16 protein-coding genes are annotated in these 20985 nt (G+C 74.2%); 13 read left to right on the top strand and 3 right to left on the bottom strand.

Annotated features, from left to right (window positions below; translation table 11 throughout):
* Nucleotides 1–65 precede the first annotated feature (65 nt).
* The 10 genes from UO65_RS05185 to UO65_RS05140 all read left to right on the top strand — a co-directional run bounded on the left by UO65_RS05185 (nt 66) and on the right by UO65_RS05140 (nt 11428).
* The gene (locus UO65_RS05185; protein ID WP_084175331.1) at nt 66–1115 is read left to right on the top strand and encodes a DUF3152 domain-containing protein; all 1050 of its coding nucleotides are present in this window, start codon (nt 66–68) and stop codon (nt 1113–1115) included.
* Between the two features lie 159 nt (nt 1116–1274).
* The gene (gene moeZ, locus UO65_RS05180) at nt 1275–2453 is read left to right on the top strand and encodes an adenylyltransferase/sulfurtransferase MoeZ (RefSeq protein WP_035279311.1); all 1179 of its coding nucleotides are present in this window, start codon (nt 1275–1277) and stop codon (nt 2451–2453) included.
* Between the two features lie 120 nt (nt 2454–2573).
* Complete coding sequence (locus UO65_RS05175; RefSeq protein WP_233427449.1) at nt 2574–3365, top strand: TIGR02569 family protein; 792 nt, start codon at nt 2574–2576, stop codon at nt 3363–3365.
* 136 nt (nt 3366–3501) lie between these two features.
* Nucleotides 3502–5034, top strand: a complete 1533-nt coding sequence (locus tag UO65_RS05170; protein WP_035279270.1) for an MFS transporter — start codon at nt 3502–3504, stop codon at nt 5032–5034.
* Between the two features lie 181 nt (nt 5035–5215).
* Entirely contained in the window at nt 5216–7738 is a 2523-nt protein-coding gene (nirB, locus tag UO65_RS05165; RefSeq protein ID WP_035279266.1) for a nitrite reductase large subunit NirB, read from the top strand.
* 26 nt (nt 7739–7764) lie between these two features.
* Nucleotides 7765–8109 (top strand): nitrite reductase small subunit NirD, encoded by a 345-nt coding sequence (gene nirD / locus UO65_RS05160; RefSeq protein ID WP_035279310.1) that lies wholly within the window; start codon nt 7765–7767, stop codon nt 8107–8109.
* Between the two features lie 23 nt (nt 8110–8132).
* Nucleotides 8133–9269, top strand: a complete 1137-nt coding sequence (locus tag UO65_RS05155; protein ID WP_035279308.1) for a uroporphyrinogen-III synthase — start codon at nt 8133–8135, stop codon at nt 9267–9269.
* Nucleotides 9266–9946, top strand: a complete 681-nt coding sequence (locus tag UO65_RS05150; protein WP_035279265.1) for a sirohydrochlorin chelatase — start codon at nt 9266–9268, stop codon at nt 9944–9946. Before UO65_RS05155 ends, UO65_RS05150 begins: the two co-directional genes overlap by 4 nt.
* Before the next feature lie 96 nt (nt 9947–10042).
* The gene (locus UO65_RS05145) at nt 10043–11023 is read left to right on the top strand and encodes a pirin family protein (protein ID WP_035279264.1); all 981 of its coding nucleotides are present in this window, start codon (nt 10043–10045) and stop codon (nt 11021–11023) included.
* A 42-nt stretch (nt 11024–11065) separates the two neighbouring features.
* On the top strand, nt 11066–11428 hold the full coding sequence (locus UO65_RS05140; RefSeq protein ID WP_052020757.1) for a tetratricopeptide repeat protein: 363 nt from the start codon (nt 11066–11068) through the stop codon (nt 11426–11428).
* A gap of 173 nt (nt 11429–11601) precedes the next feature.
* Here the strand turns inward: UO65_RS05140 and UO65_RS05135 are convergent, their stop codons facing one another.
* On the bottom strand, nt 11602–12513 hold the full coding sequence (locus tag UO65_RS05135; RefSeq protein ID WP_035279263.1) for an oxidoreductase: 912 nt from the start codon (nt 12511–12513) through the stop codon (nt 11602–11604).
* A gap of 263 nt (nt 12514–12776) precedes the next feature.
* Between UO65_RS05135 and UO65_RS37220 the strand changes: the two genes are divergently transcribed.
* Nucleotides 12777–12965 carry a hypothetical protein gene (locus tag UO65_RS37220; RefSeq protein WP_035279262.1) on the top strand — a complete coding sequence of 63 codons (189 nt, stop codon included), beginning with the start codon at nt 12777–12779 and terminating at the stop codon, nt 12963–12965.
* An 86-nt stretch (nt 12966–13051) separates the two neighbouring features.
* On the opposite strand, the gene UO65_RS05125 is transcribed toward UO65_RS37220, so the two are convergent.
* Nucleotides 13052–13339: an MGMT family protein gene (locus UO65_RS05125; protein ID WP_035279259.1), complete on the bottom strand. Its 288-nt coding sequence runs from the start codon at nt 13337–13339 to the stop codon at nt 13052–13054.
* On the bottom strand, nt 13339–14106 hold the full coding sequence (locus tag UO65_RS05120; protein ID WP_035279256.1) for an alpha/beta fold hydrolase: 768 nt from the start codon (nt 14104–14106) through the stop codon (nt 13339–13341). Before UO65_RS05120 ends, UO65_RS05125 begins: the two co-directional genes overlap by 1 nt.
* Nucleotides 14107–14182: 76 nt before the next feature.
* On the opposite strand from UO65_RS05120, the gene UO65_RS05115 reads away from it, so the two are divergent.
* Together UO65_RS05115 and UO65_RS05110 are read left to right on the top strand one after the other, a co-directional pair.
* Nucleotides 14183–17380 (top strand): ATP-dependent helicase, encoded by a 3198-nt coding sequence (locus UO65_RS05115; protein WP_035279253.1) that lies wholly within the window; start codon nt 14183–14185, stop codon nt 17378–17380.
* 100 nt (nt 17381–17480) lie between these two features.
* The gene (locus UO65_RS05110; RefSeq protein ID WP_200873314.1) at nt 17481–20834 is read left to right on the top strand and encodes an ATP-dependent helicase; all 3354 of its coding nucleotides are present in this window, start codon (nt 17481–17483) and stop codon (nt 20832–20834) included.
* Nucleotides 20835–20985: the final 151 nt, after the last annotated feature.

Here is a 20985-nt window from a genome sequence, read left to right as displayed (position 1 = left end):
GCGGGGAAAACGCCTGATCGGGTGGTGCCGCTGCGGATTCCGGGTGATGTGGCACCCTGGGTCCGGTGAGCCGAACGACGCCGAGCGGGTCCGAGCCCGTGGACACGCCGTCCCGCTCCACGCCGGACGACGACCGCCTCCGCGGTGGTGCCCGCCGCGTGCCGGGCGAACCGTTGGCCGCCTCGTGGCGCCCGGAACGCCCGCCGCGGAGGACCACCGCACCCCGCGGGGTGCGCGGGGTGCTCGCCGCCTACGGCTGGCGGGTCTACGCGCTGCCCGTCCTGCTCGCGGTGACGGCGCTGGTCGCCGTGCAGACCGCCGGGGAGAAGGGCGGCGCGGTGGCCGCCACGCCCACCGGTGAGCCGCTGGCCGCCGACGGCGCGCCCGTCGTGACCGGGCCGCCGGAGGTCACCGAGCGGGCGGGAACCCCGGTGGACGTGTCCGTGCCCACCGCGGACCTGCCCAACGGCGGCCCGTACAGCCAGTCCGGCGCGGGCACCTGGCACGGGGTGCCCGGGCACGGCGAGCGGGTCGGCACCGGCCCGAAGCTCTACACCTACACCGTCGAGGTCGAGGACGGCATCGACCCGACGGCGTTCAGCGGTGACGCGGCGTTCGCCCAGCTCATCGACCAGACGCTGGCCGACCCGCGGGGCTGGACCAGCCTGGGGGAGATCTCCGTGCAGCGGGTCGAGCCGGACTTCCCCGACCCCAGCTTCCGGGTGAGCCTGACCAGCCCGGACACCGCGCACCGGCCCGACATGTGCGGGTACTCGATCAAGTACGAGTCCTCCTGCTACCGCGGCACCGAGAAGCGCGTGATGATCAACCTGGCCCGCTGGGTGCGCGGCGCGGTGGTCTTCGGCGGCGACATGCTGACCTACCGGCAGTACGCGATCAACCACGAGATCGGCCACGCGTTCCGCAACAGCCACGTCGGCTGCGCGCAGAACGGGGCGCTGGCGCCGGTGATGATGCAGCAGAGCTTCGGCGTGGCGAACAACTACGTGGCCCAGCTCAACCGGGCGGTCGGGCTTACCGACGCGGTGAAGACCGACGGGCTGGTGTGCAAGCCCAACGCCTGGCCCAACCCGCAGGCGCAACCCGCAGGCTGACCCACCGGCTGACCCACCGGCTGACCCACCGGCTGGTCCGGGACGTGATTCCCCTCCCGGATGCTGGGAGGAGTGGAATCCCCCGTGGGATTCTGGTGTTCAGTTCCGATGTCGGCACCCGGTGCCGGCGGGACCACACCCGTGTTCGAGGAGGAGCCGATGCCAGGCAGTTTGCCGCCGCTCGTGGAGCCGGCGCAGGAGCTGACCAAGGAGGAGGTGGCCCGCTACAGCCGCCACCTCATCATCCCCGACGTCGGCGTGGACGGGCAGAAGCGGCTCAAGAACGCCAAGGTCCTGGTGGTCGGCGCGGGCGGCCTGGGCAGCCCGGCGCTGCTCTACCTGGCCGCCGCGGGCGTGGGCACCCTCGGCGTCGTCGACTTCGACGTCGTCGACGAGTCCAACCTGCAGCGCCAGGTCATCCACGGCCAGTCCGACGTGGGCAAGCCGAAGGCGGAGTCCGCGCGGGAGTCGATCGCCGAGATCAACCCGCTGGTCACGGTGGTCCTGCACCAGGAGCACCTGAACTCGTCGAACGCGCTGGACGTCTTCCGCGACTACGACCTGATCCTCGACGGCACCGACAACTTCGCCACCCGCTACCTGGTGAACGACGCCGCCGTGCTGCTGGGCAAGCCGTACGTGTGGGGCTCGATCTTCCGGTTCGAGGGCCAGGTCAGCGTGTTCTGGGAGGACGCCCCCAACGGGCAGGGCCTCAACTACCGCGACCTCTACCCCGAGCCGCCGCCGCCCGGGATGGTCCCCTCGTGCGCCGAGGGCGGCGTGCTGGGCGTGCTGTGCGCGTCCATCGGGTCGATCATGGTGACCGAGGCGATCAAGCTGCTGACCGGCATCGGCGAGACGCTGCTGGGCCGCCTGATGGTCTACGACGCGCTGGAGATGTCCTACCGGACCATCAAGATCCGCAAGGACCCGGAGACCAAGCCGATCGAGGGCCTGATCGACTACGACGCGTTCTGCGGCGTGGTGTCCGACGACGCCCAGCAGGCGGCGGCGGGCAGCACCATCACCCCGCGCGAGCTGAAGGAGAAGTTCGACCGGGGCGACGACTTCGCGCTGATCGACGTCCGCGAGCCGGGGGAGTACGAGATCGTCCGGATCGAGGGTTCCACGCTGATCCCCAAGGACCGCATCCTCTCCGGGGAGGCGTTCTCCGAGCTGCCGCAGGACAAGCAGATCGTGCTGCACTGCAAGTCGGGCGCGCGCTCGGCGGAGGCGCTCGCGGCGCTGCACAAGGCCGGGTTCAAGGACGCGGTGCACGTCGGCGGCGGTGTCCTGGGTTGGGCCCACGACGTCGACCCGAGCCTGCCCACGTACTAGCCGAGGGGGCCCGGGCGACCCGTGCGGGTCGCCCGGGCCGCCCCCACCTGCGAAGATCAATACATCGGGGCCCGTGTCGCCCACGTGTCGGCGGGGCCGGGACGGGTAGCGTCCCGACCCGTGAGCACTCCGCCGCCCCCACACGTGCGCGCCGCTTTCGGTGCCCGCGACGCCGAACCGGTGCTGGTCGACCACGGACCGGTGTGGCGCTGCGACGACGTGGCCATGCGGCAGGCGGACAGCCCCGCCGAGGCGAGCTGGGTGGCGCAGACCCTCAACGACCTCACCGTCCCCGACCTGCGCCTCGCCCGCCCGCTGCGCTCCAGCGACGGGCGGTTCGTCGTCGGCGGGTGGATGGCGTTCCGGTTCATCCCCGGCCGCGCCGAACCCCGCTACGACGAGGTCGTGTCGGCCTCGCTGCGCCTGCACAAGGCCACCTCGCACCTGTCCCGGCCCCGGTTCCTCGGGGCCCGCGCCGACGTGTTCGCCCTCGCCGACCGCGCCGCCTGGGGCGAGGAGACCCCGCCCCGGCTGACCCCGGAGCTGGGCGGGCGGCTGTTCGACCTGTTCGCCGAGTCCCGGCGGGAGATCTCGCTGACCCCGCAGGTGGTGCACGGCGACCTGTTCGGCAACGTCCTGTTCGACGACGAGGCCCCGCCCGGGCTGATCGACTTCACCGCCTTCTACCGCCCGCCGGAGTGGGCCGCCGCGGTCGTGGTGGTCGACGCCATGGCCTGGGGCGGCGCCGACGACGCGCTGGCCAAGCGGTGGTCGCACCTGGAGGAGTGGCCGCAGGCGCTGCTGCGCGCCCTGCTGTTCCGCCTCGCCGTGCACGCGCTGCACCCGAAGTCGACGTCGCGGTCCATGCGCGGCCTGGAGCGCGCGGCGCACCGGATCGGCCAACTGGTCTGAGCGGCCGAACCGCCGACCTCACTGGCCGCCGCCCGGCGGAGTGCGCAAGAAGTGCCACCGGCGTCATCCTGGGCCACGCGTGGGAAATCCCGACTTCCTAGGGTTCCTCCCACGGTCAGCAGAGGAGGACGTTTCCATGAGTCTCACCGTCGATTCGCCGCCCCAGGCGGATGCCCCCACCCGGCGGCCGGGTCGGTGGATCGACCACTGGGAGCCGGAGAACGCCGAGTTCTGGGAGAAGACCGGGAAGAGGATCGCCCGGCGGAACCTGGCGTTCTCCATCTTCGCCGAGCACCTCGGGTTCTCCATCTGGGTGCTGTGGTCGGTGGTCGTGCTGAACCTGTCGAACGCCGGGTTCGGCGGCGGCACCGCGTTCACCGCCAGCGAGCTGTTCTGGCTCACCGCGCTGCCCAACCTGGTCGGGTCCGCGCTGCGCATCCCCTACACGTTCGCGGTGCCCCGCTTCGGCGGCAGGCTGTGGACGGCCATCAGCGCAGCCCTGCTGTTCATCCCGACCGGGGCGCTGGCCGCGATGGTGCACTTCGACTTCGTGCGCGAGCAGTCGCACGACACCCAGTTCACCATCATGCTGGTGCTCTCGGCGCTGGCCGGGTTCGGCGGCGGCAACTTCTCCTCGTCGATGGCCAACATCTCCTTCTTCTACCCGGAGAAGAAGAAGGGCCTCGCGCTCGGCCTCAACGCCGCGGGCGGCAACCTCGGGGTGGCGGTGGTGCAACTGCTGACGCCGCTCGTGGTCATCATCGGCGTGCCCTACGCCATCGCCAAGAACCCGGTCCACCCGGTGCACCTGGCCTACGCGGGCATCATGTGGATGCCGTTCATCGTCGTCGCGGTGATCGGCGCGTGGTTCAAGATGGACAGCCTGACCATGGCCAAGGCCGACACCAGGTCGTACCTGAGCTGCCTGCGGGAGAGCCACACCTGGATCATGTCGGTGCTCTACATCGGCACCTTCGGCTCGTTCATCGGCTTCTCCTTCGCGCTGCCGCTGGTCATCAAGCTGACCTTCCCGGAGTTCCTGGCGCAGAACCCGTTCATCGGCACCTACCTGGCGGGCCTGGGGTTCCTCGGCGCGCTGATCGGTTCGTTCACCCGCCCGTTCGGCGGCTGGCTCGCCGACCGGCTCGGCGGCGCCCGGGTCACGCTGTTCGTGTTCATCGCCATGGCCGCGTTCACCGCGCTGGCCATGGTGGGGGTGAACGAGCGCAGCTTCGGGCTGTTCTTCGCCTCCTACATGGTGATCTTCGCGCTCTCCGGGGCGGGCAACGGGTCCACCTACCGGATGATCCCGGTCATCTTCGGCGAACTGGGCAGGCGGCAGGTCGACGCCGCCGGGCTCGACGCGACCGCCACCGCCCTGGCCTACAAGCGGATGTCGGCCGCGGTCATCGGCATCGCCGGGGCCATCGGCGCCTTCGGCGGGTTCCTGATCCAGCAGATCTTCCGGCTCGCCAGCGTCCCGGTCAGCGGCGCGGTGGCGGCGGCGAAGACCCCGGAGGCCAAGGTCGCCGCGGCGGACGCCCACGCCACCTGGTCGACCTCGGCGCTGTACGTGTTCATCGCCGCCTACGTGATGTTCGCGGTCACGACGTGGGTCTTCTACCTGCGCAAGTCCGGTGAGAAGAGCCTCGCGCACGCGGGTGTCTAGAGCCGCCCGGCCCCGCCCGGGTGACCCGGAGCACTCGGGCGGGCCGCGCACAGAGTTCTGACCTGCGAAGAGAGGGTCATGTAACAGCGGCGACACCGTTCGGTCCCCGCCGTGACACGGCCCGCCCACACCCTTGGTGCAGCAGTTCCCCCCAACCCCCACAGGCCAGGAGGCACCCGGCATGGCGCGCACACTCGTGGTCGTCGGCAACGGGATGGTCGGACACCGGTTGGTGCAGGCCGTCCGCGACCGCGACACCGACGGCGGCTGGCAGGTGGTCGTCTTCGCCGAAGAGCCCCGCCCCGCCTACGACCGGGTCGCCCTCACGTCCTACGTGGACGGGTGGGACCCGCTGGGGCTGCAGCTCGACGGCGCGGAGTTCACCGACGACCCCGGCGTGGAACTGGTCCTCGGCGACGCGGTGGCCTCGATCGACCGCGCCGCGCGCACGGTCACCACCGCCGCGGGCCGCACCCAGCCCTACGACGCGCTCGCCCTGGCCACCGGCTCGGCGCCGTTCGTGCCGCCGGTCCCCGGCCGCGACCTGCCCGGCTGCCACGTCTACCGCACCATCGACGACCTCGACGCCATCCGCGCCTCCGCCGAGCGGGCCCGCGCGGGCACGGGCCGCGGCGCCGCGCTGGTCATCGGCGGTGGCCTGCTCGGCCTGGAGGCGGCGAAGGCGCTGCGCGACATGGGGTTGTCCCCGCACGTGGTGGAGCTGGCGCCGCGGCTGATGCCGCTGCAGGTCGACGAGGGCGGCGGCGCGCTCCTCAAGCGGCTCATCGAGGACCTCGACGTCACCGTGCACCCGGGCACCTCCACCGGCGCCATCGAACCCGACCGCGGTCGGCTGCTGGCCACCCTGGGCAACGGCACCGAGCTGGACGTGGACCTGGTGGTGTTCTCCGCGGGCATCCGCCCGCGCGACCAGCTCGCCCGCGACGCCGGGCTGCCGGTCGGCGAGCGCGGCGGCATCCTGGTCGACGAGGCCTGCCGCACCGCCGACCCGCACGTCTACGCCATCGGCGAGTGCGCCAACCTCGACGGCCGCGTCTACGGCCTGGTCGCCCCCGGCTACTCCATGGCCGAGGTCGTCGCCGACCGGCTGCTCGGCGGCACCGCCACCTTCCCCGGTGCCGACATGTCGACCAAGCTCAAGCTGATGGGCGTCGACGTGGCCAGCTTCGGCGACGCGCACGCCGCCACCGAGGGCGCGCTGGAAGTCGTGGTCAACGACGCGGTCAAGGGCACCTACAAGAAGCTGGTGGTCTCCGACGACGCGAAGACGCTGCTCGGCGGCGTCCTCGTCGGCGACGCCGCGGACTACGCGCTGCTGCGCCCCCTGGTCGGCCGCCCGCTGCCCGGCGACCCCGGCGCGCTGCTGGCCCCCGCGGGCGGCGGCGGTGGCGGGGTCGGGGTGGACGCGCTGCCCGACGAGGCGCAGGTCTGCTCCTGCAACGCCGTCACCAAGGGTGCCATCCGCGCCGCCGTGCACGAGCAGGGCTGCGACGACGTGCCCAAGCTCAAGTCCTGCACCAGGGCGGGCGCCTCCTGCGGGTCCTGCGTGCCGATGCTCAAGCAGCTCCTGTCGTCCTTCGGCGTCGAGCAGTCCAAGGCGGTCTGCGAGCACTTCACCCAGTCCCGCGCCGAGCTGTACGAGATCGTCCGGGTCACCGGCATCACCACCTTCAGCGACCTCATCGAGCGGCACGGCACCGGCGGCCGCGGCTGCGACGTCTGCAAGCCGGTCGCCGCCTCCATCCTGGCCTCGCTGGGCAACGGGCACATCCTCACCGACGGGCAGGCGGGCCTTCAGGACACCAACGACAGGTTCCTGGCCAACATCCAGCGCAACGGCACCTACTCGGTGGTGCCGCGCATCCCCGGCGGCGAGATCACCCCGGAGAAGCTGCTGGTCCTGGCGCAGGTGGCGCTGGACTTCGGGCTCTACACCAAGATCACCGGCGGGCAGCGCATCGACCTGTTCGGCGCCACCGTCGACCAGCTCCCGGTGATCTGGAAGCGCCTGGTGGACGCCGGGTTCGAGTCCGGGCACGCCTACGGCAAGTCGCTGCGCACGGTGAAGTCGTGCGTCGGCGAGACCTGGTGCCGCTACGGGGTGCAGGACTCGGTGGGCCTGGCCGTGGAGCTGGAGCTGCGCTACCGCGGCCTGCGCTCCCCGCACAAGCTCAAATCCGGTGTGTCCGGTTGCGCCCGCGAGTGCGCCGAGGCGCGCGGCAAGGACTTCGGCGTCATCGCCACCGACAACGGCTGGAACCTCTACGTCGGCGGCAACGGCGGCACCATGCCCCGGCACGCCGACCTGCTGGTGTCCGAAGTGGACAAGGAAACGCTGCTGCGGGTCATCGACCGGTTCCTGATGTTCTACATCCGCACCGCCGACCGGTTGCAGCGCACGTCGGCCTGGCTCGACGCCATGGAGGGCGGCCTCGACCACCTGCGCGACGTCGTCGTGCACGACAGCCTCGGCATCGCCGCCGAGCTGGAGGCGCAGATGGCCGAGCACGTGCGCGGCTACGCCGACGAGTGGGCCGGGGTGCTCGCCGACCCGGAGAAGCTCGCCCGCTTCACCAGTTTCGTCAACGCCCCCGGCGCGCCGGACCCCACCATCGCCTTCCGCGAGGAGCGCGGCCAGCGGGTCCCGGTACTGCTGGGCACCCCGGAGGTGATCAGCCGATGACCGTTCAGCAGATGACCGTTCAGCCGATGAACGCAGTCGACAGCACCATGTGGTTCGAGGTGTGCGCGCTCGGCGCGCTCGGCCGGGAGGAGGGCGTGGCCGCGCTGCTGCCCGACGGCACCCAGGTCGCGGTGTTCCGCACCCACGACGACCGGGTGTTCGCCCTGGCCAACCTGGACCCGTTCAGCGGCGCCGCGGTGCTCGCCCGCGGCATCGTCGGCGACCTCGGCGGCACCCCCGTGGTGGCCTCGCCGATGCACAAGCAGCACTTCGACCTGCGCACCGGGGCGTGCGTCGAGGACGGGACGGTGGCCGTCCCCACCTACCCGGTCCGGGTCTCGGGTGGGACCATCTCCCTGGGGCGAACGTGACCGCGCTCCTGGAGGTTCCCGACGTGACCGACCCACAGATCGCCCCCCTCGCGGGATACACCGTAGGGGTCACCGCCGCTCGCCGCGCCGACGAGCTGGGCGCGCTCATGGAGCGCAAGGGCGCCACTGTGCTGCACGGACCCGCCATCCGGATCATCCCGCTCGCCGACGACAGCGAGCTGCTGGCGGCCACCACCAGCCTGGTGGAGGACGAGCGGCCGGTGGACGTGGCGGTGGCCACCACCGGCATCGGCTTCCGCGGCTGGATCGAGGCCGCCGACGGCTGGGGCCTGGGGGAGCGGCTGATCGACCGGCTGCGCCAGGCCACGGTGCTCGCCCGCGGCCCCAAGGCCAAGGGCGCGGTGCGCGCCGCCGGGCTCGTCGAGGAGTGGTCACCGGAGTCCGAGGCCAGCGCCGAACTGCTCGACCACCTGCTCGCCGAGGGCGTCGAGGGCAAGCGCATCGCGGTGCAGATCCACGGCGAGCCGCTGCGCGAGTTCATCGACGCGCTGCGCCGGGCGGGCGCCGAGGTCATCGAGATGCCCGTCTACCGCTGGACCGGCCCGGCCGACCCCGGCCCGCTGGAGCGGCTGATCGAGGCCGTCCTGGTCGGCCAGGTCGACGCGCTGACCTTCACCAGCGCCCCGGCCGCGGCCAGCGTGCTGGAGACCGCCGACCGGATGGGCAGGCTCGACGCCCTGGTCGAGCAGCTCTCCGACCGGGTCCTGGTGGTCGGGGTCGGCGGCATCACCGCCGGACCGCTGGTCCGCCAGGGCATCCCGGTGCTGTGCCCGGAGCGGGCCCGCATCGGCGCCCTGGTGCGCGAGCTGGCGGTGGCGCTGCCCGCGCGGGCCGCCCGGTTCACCGTGTGCTCCAGCGAGGTCGAGCTGCGCGGGCAGGCCGCCGTGGTCGACGGCGGGCTGCGGCCCATCCCGCCCGCGCCGATGGCGCTGCTGCGCGCGCTGGCCGCCGAACCGGGCCGGGTGCTGTCGCGGCCCGCGCTGGTCGGCGTGCTGCGCAGGCACTCCGGCCGCGAGTTCGGCGTCGACGAGCACGCGGTGGAGACCGCGGTGGGCAGGCTGCGCGCCGCGCTCGGCTCGCCGTCGCTGGTGCAGACCGTGGTCAAGCGCGGCTACCGGCTGGCGGTGCCGGTCGCGTGACGCTGGTCCTCGTCGCCCACGGCACCCGGGCCCCCGGCGGTGCCGAAGTCGTGCAGTGCGTGGCCGACCAGGTGCGCGACCTGCTGCCGGAGGTCCCGGTCAAGGTCGCCTTCGCCGACGTGCGCGCCCCCGACGTGACCACGGTGCTGCGCTCGGTGCGCGGCCCGGCCGTGGTCGTGCCCGCCTTCCTCGCCTCCGGCTACCACGTGCGGGTCGACGTGCCCGAGCAGGTCGCCCGCTCCGGGCGGGACGCGGTGATCGCGCCCGCCCTCGGCCCCGCGCCGTCGCTGGTGCTGGCCGTGCACGAGCGGCTGGTGGAGGCCGGGTGGCGGGTCGGGGACAGCATCGTCCTCGCCGCCGCCGGGTCGTCGGACCCGAGGGCGCTGGCCGACGTGCGCCGGGCGGCGGCCCTGCTCGGCGCCCGCACCGGGTCGGTCGTGCGGATCGGCTACGCGGCCACGGCCGAACCCGCGGTGGCCTCGGTCGTGGAGTCGCTGCCCGGCCGGGTGGCGGTCGCGTCCTGGCTGCTGGCGCCGGGGCTGTTCCACCGGGCCGTCGCGGCGTGCGGGGCGGACGTGGTGGCCGCGCCGCTTGGCGACCACCCCAGGGTCGCGGACCTGGTCGTGCGCCGCTACACCGAGGCCCTCGTCTACCGCTGCCTCGCCCCGGCCTGCTGAGCGGCGGGCACGCCCGGCCGGAATAATTGAACTCGCAACCAAGTTGTCGGGGCTGAGGGTCGCCACCCGGGCGGCCACCGGCACGAGGAGGCAGCGATGCCCGCCATCACCGCCGACACGCTGACCCTGCCCCGCCTGCCCGACCTGCCCGAGTCGGCGACGACCTGGCGCGGGGTGCGCCGGGTCGTGCGGGCCCGGGAATCCGTGGAGGGCGAGGGCTTCAAGGTCCGGCGCCCGTTCCCGGGGGTCGACCTCGCCCAGTCCGACCCGTTCCTGCTGCTGGACCACATGGGCGCGGTCGAGTACGGGCCGGGCGAGGCCAAGGGGGCACCCTGGCACCCGCACCGCGGCTTCGAGACGGTCACCTACATGATCGACGGCGCCATGCAGCACACCGACTCCATCGGCGGCGGCGGCCTCATCACCGACGGCTCCACCCAGTGGATGACCGCCGGGAGCGGCATCCTGCACAACGAGGTCCCGCCGCAGGAGCTGGTGGCCAAGGGCGGCCTCTTCCACGGCGTGCAACTGTGGGTGAACCTGCCCCGCGCGCTCAAGATGACCCCACCGCGCTACCAGGACATCGAAGCCCGCGACGCCGCGCTCCTCGCCAGTGACGACGGCGGGGCGCTGGTCCGGATCATCGCGGGCGACCTCGACGGGCACCGCGGCCCGGGGTCGACCCACACGCCGATCACGTACCTGCACGCCACCGTCACCGCCGGGGCCCGCCTGGCCCTGCCGTGGCCGGAGGACTTCAACGCGATGGTCTACGTGCTCTCGGGCCGGGGCACCGTCGGCGTGGAACGCAGGCCGCTGGAGGAGGGCCACCTCGCCGTCTTCTCCGCGGGCGAGGCGCTGACCATGCGGGCGGCCGACACCCAGCCCGCCGACTCGCCCACCGGCTGGGAGGTCCTGGTCCTGGGCGGCAGGCCGATCAACGAACCGGTCGCCCGCTACGGCCCGTTCGTGATGAACACCCGCCAGGAGATCATCGAGGCGTTCGAGGACCACCAGGCTGGCCGCCTGGGCCAGATCCCGGCCGCCCACCGCTCCCCGGCCGACGAACGGATCTGAACCACCGCACCGGCCGCATCGACAAGCCGAAGGAGGCGCACCATGACCGACACCCAGACCCTGCTCACCCGCGCCCGCACCCACCGCGACAGCGGCGACCAGATCACCGCCGCCCGCCTGTTCGCCGAGGCCGCCGAACGCGAGCCGGACGCCACCTCGATCCTGACCGACCTGGCCCTGGCCCAGTTCCACTCCGCCGCCCTCACCGCCGCCGAGACCACCGCCCGCAGGCTCGTCGACCTGGCCCCCGCCGACGCCTACGCGCACGTGCTCCTCGGCCGCACCCTGGCCCGCCAGGGCAGGCACCGCGAAGCCGTACCCCACCTGCGCCTGGCCACCACGATGACCGGCGAGTGGGCCGACCTGCTCCACGACAGCGAAGCCAGGGCAGCCACCACGGCATGACCCGGCGGCAGGAGGGGTGGCGTCTGGTTCCAACCGGACGCCACCCCCCGCCCGAACCCGGCGCGGGGCCACCCATCCGGGCACCACAAACCGAAATCCCGACGCAGGCGAGACCGGCCAGGCCAATCCACAAAGGACCGAGACGGGCAAGTCCACAGTGGAAGAAGTCGGGATCAGCCCGGGAAGACGACCTTCGCCGGAGCCAGCAGCTCCAACGACAACTCCCACAGCCGCGCCGCGAGCGAGGCATCCCGCGCAGCGGCGCTGGGCACCTCCGGCACGGCGGGCCCGAACATCACCCGGTGCGGCCCGTACAGCGCCCCCTGGAACGCGTCCGGGTCGGTCGCCGCCCGCAACGTCGGCACCGCGCCCATCGCGGCGGGCTGCCCGATCGCGGTGTTGACCACCCCGATCAGCCGGGCGACCGGCCGCCCGTCCTTGCCCAACCCGGTCGCGGCGTAACCGGGGTGCGCGGCGGTGGAGAGGGTGTCGTGGCCCGCCGCGGTGAGCCTGCGGCCCAGTTCGGCGGTGAACAGGATGTTCGCCAGCTTCGACTGGAAGTACGCGCGCCAGCGGCCGTAGTGGCCCCGCTCGAAGTTCGGGTCGTCCAACCGGATCTTGCCGGGCCGGTGCCCCATGCTGGTCAGGGTGACCACCCGTGCGCCCGCGGTGGCGTTGAGCAGCGGCAGCAACCTGAGGGTGAGGGCCAGGTGGCCCAGGTGGTTCACCCCGAACTGCGTCTCGAACCCGTCGGCGGTCCTCGACCTGGCGACCGCCATCAGCCCGGCGTTGTTGATCAGCAGGTCGAGCCGGTCGTGGCCCAAGGAGTCGGCGAACCGCTCGACCGACCCCTGGTCGGCGAGGTCCAGCGAGGCCGTCTCAAGCTGCTGCCCCGGCACCCCCGCCGCGATCAGCGCCGCCCGCCCCGCGGCGGCTTTGCCCTGGTCGCGGCAGGCCATGACCACGGTCGCCCCGCGCTGCGCGAGCACCCGGGTCGTCTCCAGCCCCAGGCCGGTGTTCGCGCCGGTCACCACCGCCACCGCGCCGGGGACCGCGGGGACGTCCTGCTCGTGCCACGGGGTCATGTCATCTCCTTCGCCGGGGTACTGGGACCATGGTGCGGTACCGACCGTCGGTCCCCGGTGAGACGCGCACTCAGTGATCGCCCGACAGCCGAGCGTGACTTAGCTTCGCCGTAACAGAAAGCAACCATTCGGGCTCTTGTGGCCGCGAAACTCGGCTGAAAGAGTGAATGCACTCCGGTCGGCACGCCGAGGGGATACCTGTGAGCGAAAACGGCGCTCGTCCCCTGCCCGGCTGCCGCATATTCGCAGAAGGTGAACCACCGATGACGCTCGCCCACGAGGCCCCTGTCACTGGCCGCATCGCCGCCGCCAAGGAGATCGAGTCCCAGCACAACGCCGAGCAGTGCGGCCGAGCCGCCCGCACGGTCGCCGACCACGCCGCGGACGCCGAGGACTGCCTGTTCCTCCTCGAGATGCTCGGCCTGGACGCCGCCGCGGGCAAGCGCGACTGACGCGCACCCGACCTCACGGGGTGGGCCCGCCCGCCGGGCCCACCCCACCGGCGCCGACGCCCGGCGAGCAGGCCGTCGAGCCGTGATCAGTCCCGCCAGCGGTACTCGCCCAGGTCGACCCGGTCGCCCTCGGCGAGGACGCCCTCCGCCCGCAGCAGCTCCAGTTGCCTGCGGGCGATGTGCTCGGCCGGGCGGCCGGTGGACCGCAGCACCCGGTGCCACGGCAGGTCGTGCCCGTCCTCGGACAGCACCTTCCCCACGACCCGCGGGCTCGACGCCCCCGCCCGGGCGGCGATGTCGCCGTAGGTCGACACCCGGCCCCGCGGCACCGCGCGGACGACCTCCCGGATGCGCTCGTGCAGTTCCTCGTCCATCAGCCCGCGAACCCCTTCGCCGCCAGGAAGCCGCGCAGCAGCGCCCCCAGCTCCCGCGGCGCGTCGAGGTGCAGCATGTGGCCCGCGTCGAGGCGGGTGTGCTCGAAGGAGTCCAGCGCCGAGCAGGCCCGGGGGAACTGGGCGCCGACGAAGTCCTCCCGCGCGGCCTCCACCAGCAGGGTCGGGGTGCCCGGTGGGGGCAGCGGGACCGGGCGGCACATCTCGCTCCACGCCGTGGCCACCGCGGCCGGGCTGTAGCGGGGCCGCCACCGGCCGTCCGCGCCCTGCGCCCAGTTCTGCTCCACCTCGCGCTCGATCGCCGCGTCCGAGGCCCGGGGCCAGTCGTGGCGCTGGGTGCCGACCGCCGACGCCCGGTCCTCGCGCACCACCGCCGACGCCTCCGCCCAGGTCAGGGCCTGCTGCGGGTCGACACCGGTGGCCGGGTCCAGCAGCACCAGCCCGCTGACCCGGTCCGGGGCGAGCGCCGCCAGGTGCAGGGCGACCAGCGCCCCGTAGGAGTGGGCGACGACCGGGGCCGCGTGCAGCCCGACCGAGTCGAGGACGGCGAGCAGGTCGTCCGCGAGCTGTTCCAGCGTCCACGGGGGCACCCGCGGGCCGTCGCCGTGGCCGCGCAGGTCCGGGGCGATCACCCGGAAACCGGGCAGCTCGGCGGCGGCGAACTCCTCGAACCGCCTGCCGTGACCGCTGACACCGTGCACGAGCAGCACCGGGGGTGCCGCGGGGGAGCCGAAGGCGTACACCGACATGGGCGGATCATCGCACCCCGGCCCGCGACCGCGTGCCGCGTCCCGGGCGGCGCGGGCGGCGTGGTCCAATCGGCGGATGCCCGCCGGTAAGTCCCCGCTCGCGCCGCGCCTGGTCCGCAGGCCCGCGGCGCCCCGGCCCACCTCGCGGTGGGACGACGACGCACGGCGGGTGCTGGCCGGGGCCGACGGCTTCGTCCGGGTGCTCGGCGGGCCGGGCAGCGGCAAGACGACCCTGCTCGCGGAGGTCGCCGCGCACCGCATCCTGCGCGGCGGCGTCGACCCGCAGCAGTTGATGGTGCTCACCTCCAGCCGCCGCGCCGCGCTCGACCTGCGGACCCGCGTCACCGACCTGCTGACCCTGCACGACCCGGACACCGACCTGCGCACGGTCCGCGAACCGCTGGTGCGCACCGTGCACTCCTACGCCTTCGCCGTGCTGCGCGCGCAGGCCGCGATGCGCGACGAACCCGGCCCGCGGCTGCTGTCGGGCCCCGAGCAGGACCAGGTGTTCCGCGAACTGCTCGACGGCGACCTGGAGTCCGGCGCCCGGCGCTGGCCGGAGCGGCTGCGGCCCGCGCTGTCGGTGCCCGGCTTCGCCGAGGAGCTGCGCGACCTGATCGCCCGCGCCGCCGAACGCGGCCTCGGCCCGGAGGACCTCATCGAGCTGGGCACCCGCGACGAGCGCGACGAGTGGGTCGCCGCCGGGTGGTTCGCCCGCCAGTACGAGCAGGTCATGCTCCTGCAGGCCCGCGCGGACAGCGCCGCCGCGCTCGCCGCCTCGCCCGCCCTCGACGCCGCCGAGCTGATCGACAGCGCCGTGCTGGCCTTCGAGACCGACGCGGAACTGCTGGCCGCCGAGCGCTCCCGCGTGCGCTACCTGCTCGTCGACGACGCCCAGCACCTCGACCCGCTGCAGTACGCGCTGCTGTCGGTCCTGGGCCGCTCGGCCAAGGAGTTCGTCGTCGCCGGTGACCCCGACCAGGCCATCTTCTCCTTCCGCGGCGCCGACCCCCGGCTGCTGCGCGACGCCGAGCCCGGCGGCGGCACCGTGCTGCTCGGGCGCGGGCACCGGATGGCCCCCGCGGTCCGCAAGGCCGTGTCGCACCTGGCCGCCCGGCTGCCCGGCGCGGGCGCGCGCCGGGTCGACCGGGGCGAGGACCGCGGCGGCGCGGTCACCGTGCGGCTGCACCCCTCGGTCGCCGCCGAGGCCGCCTGGATCGCCGACCAGTTGCGCCGCGCGCACCTGCTGGAGGACGTCCCCTGGGCCGACATGGCCGTCCTGGTCCGCTCCGCGACCCGGTCGCTCCCGGTGCTGCACCGCGCCCTCGCCGCCGCCGGGGTGCCGGTCGCCGCCCCCGGCGAGGAGCTGCCGCTGGGCCGGCAGCCCGCGGTGCGCCCGTTCCTGGCGCTGCTGCGCTGCGCCGCCGAACCGCGGCTGCTGGACCCGCCGATGGCCGAGTTCCTGCTCGCCTCCCCGCTCGGCGGCGCCGACCCGCTGGCCCTGCGCAGGCTCCGCCGCGGCCTGCGCCGCCTGGAACTGGCCGCGGGCGGCGACAAGTCCAGCGACGAGCTGCTGGTGGAGGTGCTGCGCGACGCCGACCGGCTCGCCGCCCTCGGCGACGCGGAAGCCGGGCCGGTCCGCCGGGTGTGGGGGCTGCTGGCGACCGCGCGCAAGGGCGTGCGGGAGGGGGCCACCACCGAGCAGGTCCTGTGGGACGTCTGGCAGGGCTGCGGCCTGGAGGGGCGCTGGGTCGCCCAGACCGCGCGCGGCGGACCCGTCGGCGCGCAGGCCGACCGCGACCTCGACGCGGTCGTGCGCCTGTTCCACGCCGCCGAGCGGCACACCGAGCGACTGCCCGGGGCGGGCGTCGCCACCTTCGCCGACCACCTGATCGGCCAGCGCATCGCCGGGGACTCCCTGGCCCCCGCGGCACCGCGCGGCGACGCCGTGGCGGTGCTCACCGCGCACGCCGCCGCCGGTCGCGAGTGGACAGTCGTGGCGGTGCCCGGGGTGCAGGAGGGTGCCTGGCCGGACCTGCGGCTGCGCGGTTCGCTGCTGGGCGTGGAACGACTGGTGGACCGACTGTCCGGTGTGGACACCTCGGGGCGGCTGTCGGCCACCGCGCCGCTGCTGGCCGAGGAGCGGCGGCTGCTGCTGGTGGCCGCCTCGCGCGCGCGGTCGAAGCTGCTGGTGAGCGCGGTCCGCGGCGACGACGAGCAGCCGTCGCGGTTCCTGGCCGAACTGGCGGGCGTCGAGGCCGATGACACTGCCGGTGATGCCGCCGATGCCGCGGTGCCGATGGCCGAGCCGGAACGGGCCCTGGTGCTGGCGGACCTGGTCGGCGAACTGCGCCAGGTGGTCTGCGACGGCGCGGCGGACGAGGAGCGGCGGGCGCGGGCGGCCCGGCAGTTGGCCCGGCTCGCCGCGGCCGGGGTCCCCGGGGCGAACCCGGACGGGTGGTACGGGCTGGCTGAACTGTCCACTGTGGAACCGCTGCGCGGACCGGGCGAACCGGTCCGGGTGTCCCCGTCGAACGTGGAGGTCCTGGCCAAGTGCCCGCTGCGGTGGGTCGTCGAGCGGCACGGCGGGCAGGACCCGGCGGAGCTGTCCGCCGTCACCGGGACCCTGGTGCACGCGCTGGCGCAGGCCGCGGCCACCGGGCTCTCCCGCGAGGAGCTGATGTCCGAACTGGACCGGGCGTGGGCGCGCGTCGACGCGGGGGCGCCGTGGTTCTCCCGCCGGGAGAAGAACCGCGTGCGCGGCATGGTCGACACGTTCCTCACCTGGCTGCACGCCACCCGTGCCGACCTGACCCAGGTGGGCGCGGAGCAGGAGATCACCGTGGAACTGCCCGACGGCGTCACCGTCCGCGGCCGGGTGGACCGGGTGGAGGTCGACGCCGAGGGGCGCCCGGTGATCATCGACATCAAGACCGGCAAGTCGCCGGTGAGCGCGGCCGAGGCGGCCGAACACCCGCAGTTGGCGGTCTACCAGCTCGCCGTGGCCTACGGGGCGTTCGAGCAGCACGGGCGCGAACCCGGCGGCGCGCGGCTGCTGTACGTGGCCAAGGCCAACAACAAGACCGGCGCCACCGAGCGCAACCAGGAACCGGTGTCCGGTGAGCTGCGCGAGCAGTGGCTCGGCGTCGTCCGCGACGCCGCCGCCGCGACCGTCGGCCCGGAGTACGCCGCGTTCGAGAACCCCGACTGCCCGCGCTGCCCGGTCCGCACCGCCTGCCCGCTGCACCCCAGCGGCAGGCAGGTCACCGAGTGACCACTCGAACAGGTGAGCGAGAACGGCGAGCCCCGGGATCGTCGGTGCCCGGGGGTAAATTGGCCGCCATGAATCCGGTCCCCCTCGACCCCCGCCGCTGATGGGGCCGCCCCCGCCGGGGCTCGCACTGGTCAGCCCCCGGGAACTCGCCCACGAGTTGGGGCTGCCCGCGCCCACCGACGAGCAGGCGCGGGTCATCAGCGCGCCCGCCGAACCGGCGCTGGTCGTCGCGGGCGCGGGCGCGGGCAAGACCGAGACCATGGCCGGGCGCGTGGTGTGGCTGGTGGCCAACGGCCTGGTCACCCCGGAACGGGTGCTGGGCCTCACCTTCACCCGCAAGGCCGCCCGCCAGCTCGCCGAGCGGGTGCGCGCCCGGCTGCGCAGGCTCGCCGGTTCCCGGCTGCTCGACCGGCTCGACCCGACGGGGGAGCGCCGCGCCGCCGTCTACGCGGGCGAACCCACCGTGCTCACCTACCACGCCTACGCCGGGCGGCTGGTCGGCGAGCACGGGCTGCGGCTGCCGGTCGAGCCCGGTGCCCGGCTGCTCACCGAGACCGCCTCCTGGCAGGTCGCGCACCGGGTGGTGTCGGCCTGGGCGACCGACCTGGAGACCGACTACGTGCCCGCCACGGTCACCGCGCACCTGCTGTCGCTGGCCGGGGAACTCGCCGAGCACCTGGTGGAACCGGACGCCCTGCGCGCCTACGCCGACGTGCTCTGCGACGCCATCGAGAACGCCCCGCGGGCCAAGGGCCAGCGCGCCGACATCTCCCAGGACCTGCGCAAGGTCGTTGTCGCGCAACGGTTCCGGGTGGCTTTGCTGCCGCTGGTGGAGGAGTACTCGGCGCGCAAGCGGCGCGAGGGCGCGGTCGACTTCGGCGACCAGATGTCGCTGGCGGCGCGGCTGGCCGCCGGGCACGACGAGGTGGTCGCCGGGGAGCGGGAGCGCTACGGCGCCGTGCTGCTCGACGAGTACCAGGACACCGGCCACTCGCAACGGGTCCTGCTGCGCTCGCTGTTCGGGTCCTCCCGGGAGCACCCGGACGCCGAACCGATGCCGGTCACCGCCGTCGGCGACCCGGCTCAGGCCATCTACGGCTGGCGCGGCGCCAGCGCGGCCAACCTGCCCCGGTTCACCACCGACTTCCCCCGGGTGGCCGCCGGGCGCAAGCGGCCCGCCTCCCGGTACGGCCTGCTCACCAGCTTCCGCAACCCCGAGGAGGTCCTCGACCTCGCCAACGCCGTGTCCGCCCCGCTGCGCGCCGCGGGCCTGGAGGTCGACGAACTGCGCGCCCGCGACGGCGCCCCGCCCGGCGACATCCGGTTCGCCCTGCTGTCCGATGTGGACGCCGAGGTGGCCTGGGTGGCCGACCGCGTCGCCGACCGCTGGGAGTCCGTCGGCGCGGAGCGGGGCACCCCGCCCACCGCCGCCGTCCTGGTGCGCCGCCGCTCCGACATGGCCGCCCTCGCCGCCGCCCTGCGCGCCAGGGGCCTGCCGGTGGAGGTCGTCGGCCTCGGCGGCCTGCTCGACGAACCCGAGGTCCGCGACCTGGTCAGCGCCCTGCGCGTGCTCATCGACCCGCTCGCGGGCACCGCCGCCGCCCGGCTGCTCACCGGCTCCCGCTGGCGGGTGGGCGCCGCCGACCTGGCCGCCCTGTGGCGGCGCGCGGGCCTGCTCGCGGGCGCCTACGCGGTCACCCCCGACGGCGAGGCCGCCGCCGAGGCGGTCCCCGGCGAGGGCGCGGAGCACGCGGGCTTGGTCGACGCCATCGACGACCCCGGCCCCCCCGACGCGTACTCGCGGCAGGGCCACGCCCGCGTCCGCGCCCTCGGCCACGAACTCACCGCCCTGCGCCGCCGCCTCGACCAGCCGCTGCCCGAACTGGTCGCCGACGTCGAGCGCACCATGCTCCTCGACATCGAGGCCACCGCCCGCCACGGCGGCGCGGGCCGCGCCCACCTCGACGCCTTCGCCGACGTGGTCGCCGACTACGCCCGCGCCAGCCCCACCGCGGGCCTGCCCGCGCTGCTGGACTACCTCGCCACCGCCGAGGACGCCGAGGACGGCCTCGAACCCGGCGAGGTCGAGGTGGCCGCCGACCGCGTCCAGATCCTCACCGTGCACTCCGCCAAGGGCCTGGAGTGGGAGGTCGTCGCCATCCCGCACCTGGTCCGCGACGTGTTCCCCAGCGCCAAGCGCGGCGGTAGCTGGCTCACCGACGTCACCGAGCTGCCCGCCCACCTGCGCGGCGACGCCCAGGACCTCCCGAGGCTGGACCTGGCGGGCGCGGCCGACCGCAAGGAGGTCACCCGACTCCTCGACGCGCACCGGGAGGAGTTCGCCGAACGCGGCCTCGTCGAGGAACGCCGCCTGTTCTACGTGGCCCTCACCCGCTCCGAACGCACCCTCCTCGTCTCCGGCCACTGGTGGGCCCGCACCGGCTCCACCCCCCGGGGCCCGTCGGACTTCCTCACCGACCTGCACGCCTACGTCGAGGAACGCCGCCGGTCCTCCGGCGTCGTCGACACCTGGGAACCCGAACCGGAGGAGGGCGCGGAGAACCCCCTGGCCGCCGCCACCAAGACCACCGCCTGGCCGATCGACCCCCTGGGCCCTCGCCGCGCCGACGTCGCCACCGGCGCCGCCCTGGTCCGGGCCGAGCTGGCCGCCCTCCGCGCGGGCGAGGAACCACCCCCGGAACCCACCGACCCCGAGGGCTGGGTCCGCGACACCGACGTCCTGCTGGCCGAACGCGCCGCCGCCTCCTCCCGCCGCATCGAGGTCGCCCTCCCCGCCCACCTCACCGTGAGCCAACTGGTCGAACTGGCCGCCGACCCCGAGGCCCTGGCCCGCCGCCTGCGCCGCCCCCTGCCCTTCCCACCCAACCCCACCGCCCGCCGGGGCACCGACTTCCACGCCTGGCTGGAACGCCGCTTCGGCTCCACCGCCCTCCTGGACCTCGACGAACTCCCCGGCGCGTCCGACGACACCGCCCTCCCCGACGCCGACCTGGAAGCCCTCCAGCAGGCCTTCCTGGACAGCCCCTGGGCCCACCGCACCCCCCACCAGGTCGAAGTCCCCTTCGCCACCGAACTGGACGGCCTCAACATCCGAGGCCGCATCGACGCCGTCTTCCGCGACCCCGACGGCGGTTGGACCGTCGTGGACTGGAAGACCGGCCGGATTCCCCCGGAAGACCGCCTCCCCGCCCTCACGGTCCAGTTGGCCGCCTACCGCCTGGCCTGGGCCGCCCTCACCGACACCGACCCCACCCAGGTCCGAGCCGCCTTCCACTACGTCCGCCACGACCACACCCTCAGCCCCGCCGACCTCCTGGACGCCCAGGGCCTGCGCGCCCTCCTCAGATCAGTCCCCCCACCCGACCCCACCCCGAACAAACCGGCCGCGACCAAACCCACCCAGAACAAGCCGTCGCCCCCACCCGAACCCTGACCCCCCACCCACCAAACCAACCGACCAACCAACCAACCAACCAACCGACCGACCAACCGACCAACCCCCGCACTGCTGCCACCACGAACCACGTGGTGAACGGCTGGATCGGGTGGAGTTGTTTCTTTGGGGGAGAAGACCCTCTGCCAAG

The sequence above is a fragment of the Actinokineospora spheciospongiae genome, assembly GCF_000564855.1.
Taxonomy (GTDB): domain Bacteria; phylum Actinomycetota; class Actinomycetes; order Mycobacteriales; family Pseudonocardiaceae; genus Actinokineospora; species Actinokineospora spheciospongiae.
Note: the sequence above shows the minus strand (reverse complement) of the source record. Positions and strands in the feature narration are given on the sequence as shown.

Coding starts and splice junctions, on each gene's coding strand:
- moeZ (WP_035279311.1), top strand. CDS start 1,275: ATGCCAGGCAGTTTGCCGCCGCTCGTGGAGCCGGCGCAGGAGCTGACC.
- UO65_RS05170 (WP_035279270.1), top strand. CDS start 3,502: ATGAGTCTCACCGTCGATTCGCCGCCCCAGGCGGATGCCCCCACCCGG.
- nirB (WP_035279266.1), top strand. CDS start 5,216: ATGGCGCGCACACTCGTGGTCGTCGGCAACGGGATGGTCGGACACCGG.
- nirD (WP_035279310.1), top strand. CDS start 7,765: ATGAACGCAGTCGACAGCACCATGTGGTTCGAGGTGTGCGCGCTCGGC.
- UO65_RS05145 (WP_035279264.1), top strand. CDS start 10,043: ATGCCCGCCATCACCGCCGACACGCTGACCCTGCCCCGCCTGCCCGAC.
- UO65_RS05140 (WP_052020757.1), top strand. CDS start 11,066: ATGACCGACACCCAGACCCTGCTCACCCGCGCCCGCACCCACCGCGAC.
- UO65_RS05135 (WP_035279263.1), bottom strand. CDS start 12,513: ATGACCCCGTGGCACGAGCAGGACGTCCCCGCGGTCCCCGGCGCGGTG.
- UO65_RS37220 (WP_035279262.1), top strand. CDS start 12,777: ATGACGCTCGCCCACGAGGCCCCTGTCACTGGCCGCATCGCCGCCGCC.
- UO65_RS05125 (WP_035279259.1), bottom strand. CDS start 13,339: ATGGACGAGGAACTGCACGAGCGCATCCGGGAGGTCGTCCGCGCGGTG.
- UO65_RS05120 (WP_035279256.1), bottom strand. CDS start 14,106: ATGTCGGTGTACGCCTTCGGCTCCCCCGCGGCACCCCCGGTGCTGCTC.
- UO65_RS05115 (WP_035279253.1), top strand. CDS start 14,183: ATGCCCGCCGGTAAGTCCCCGCTCGCGCCGCGCCTGGTCCGCAGGCCC.
- UO65_RS05110 (WP_200873314.1), top strand. CDS start 17,481: ATGGGGCCGCCCCCGCCGGGGCTCGCACTGGTCAGCCCCCGGGAACTC.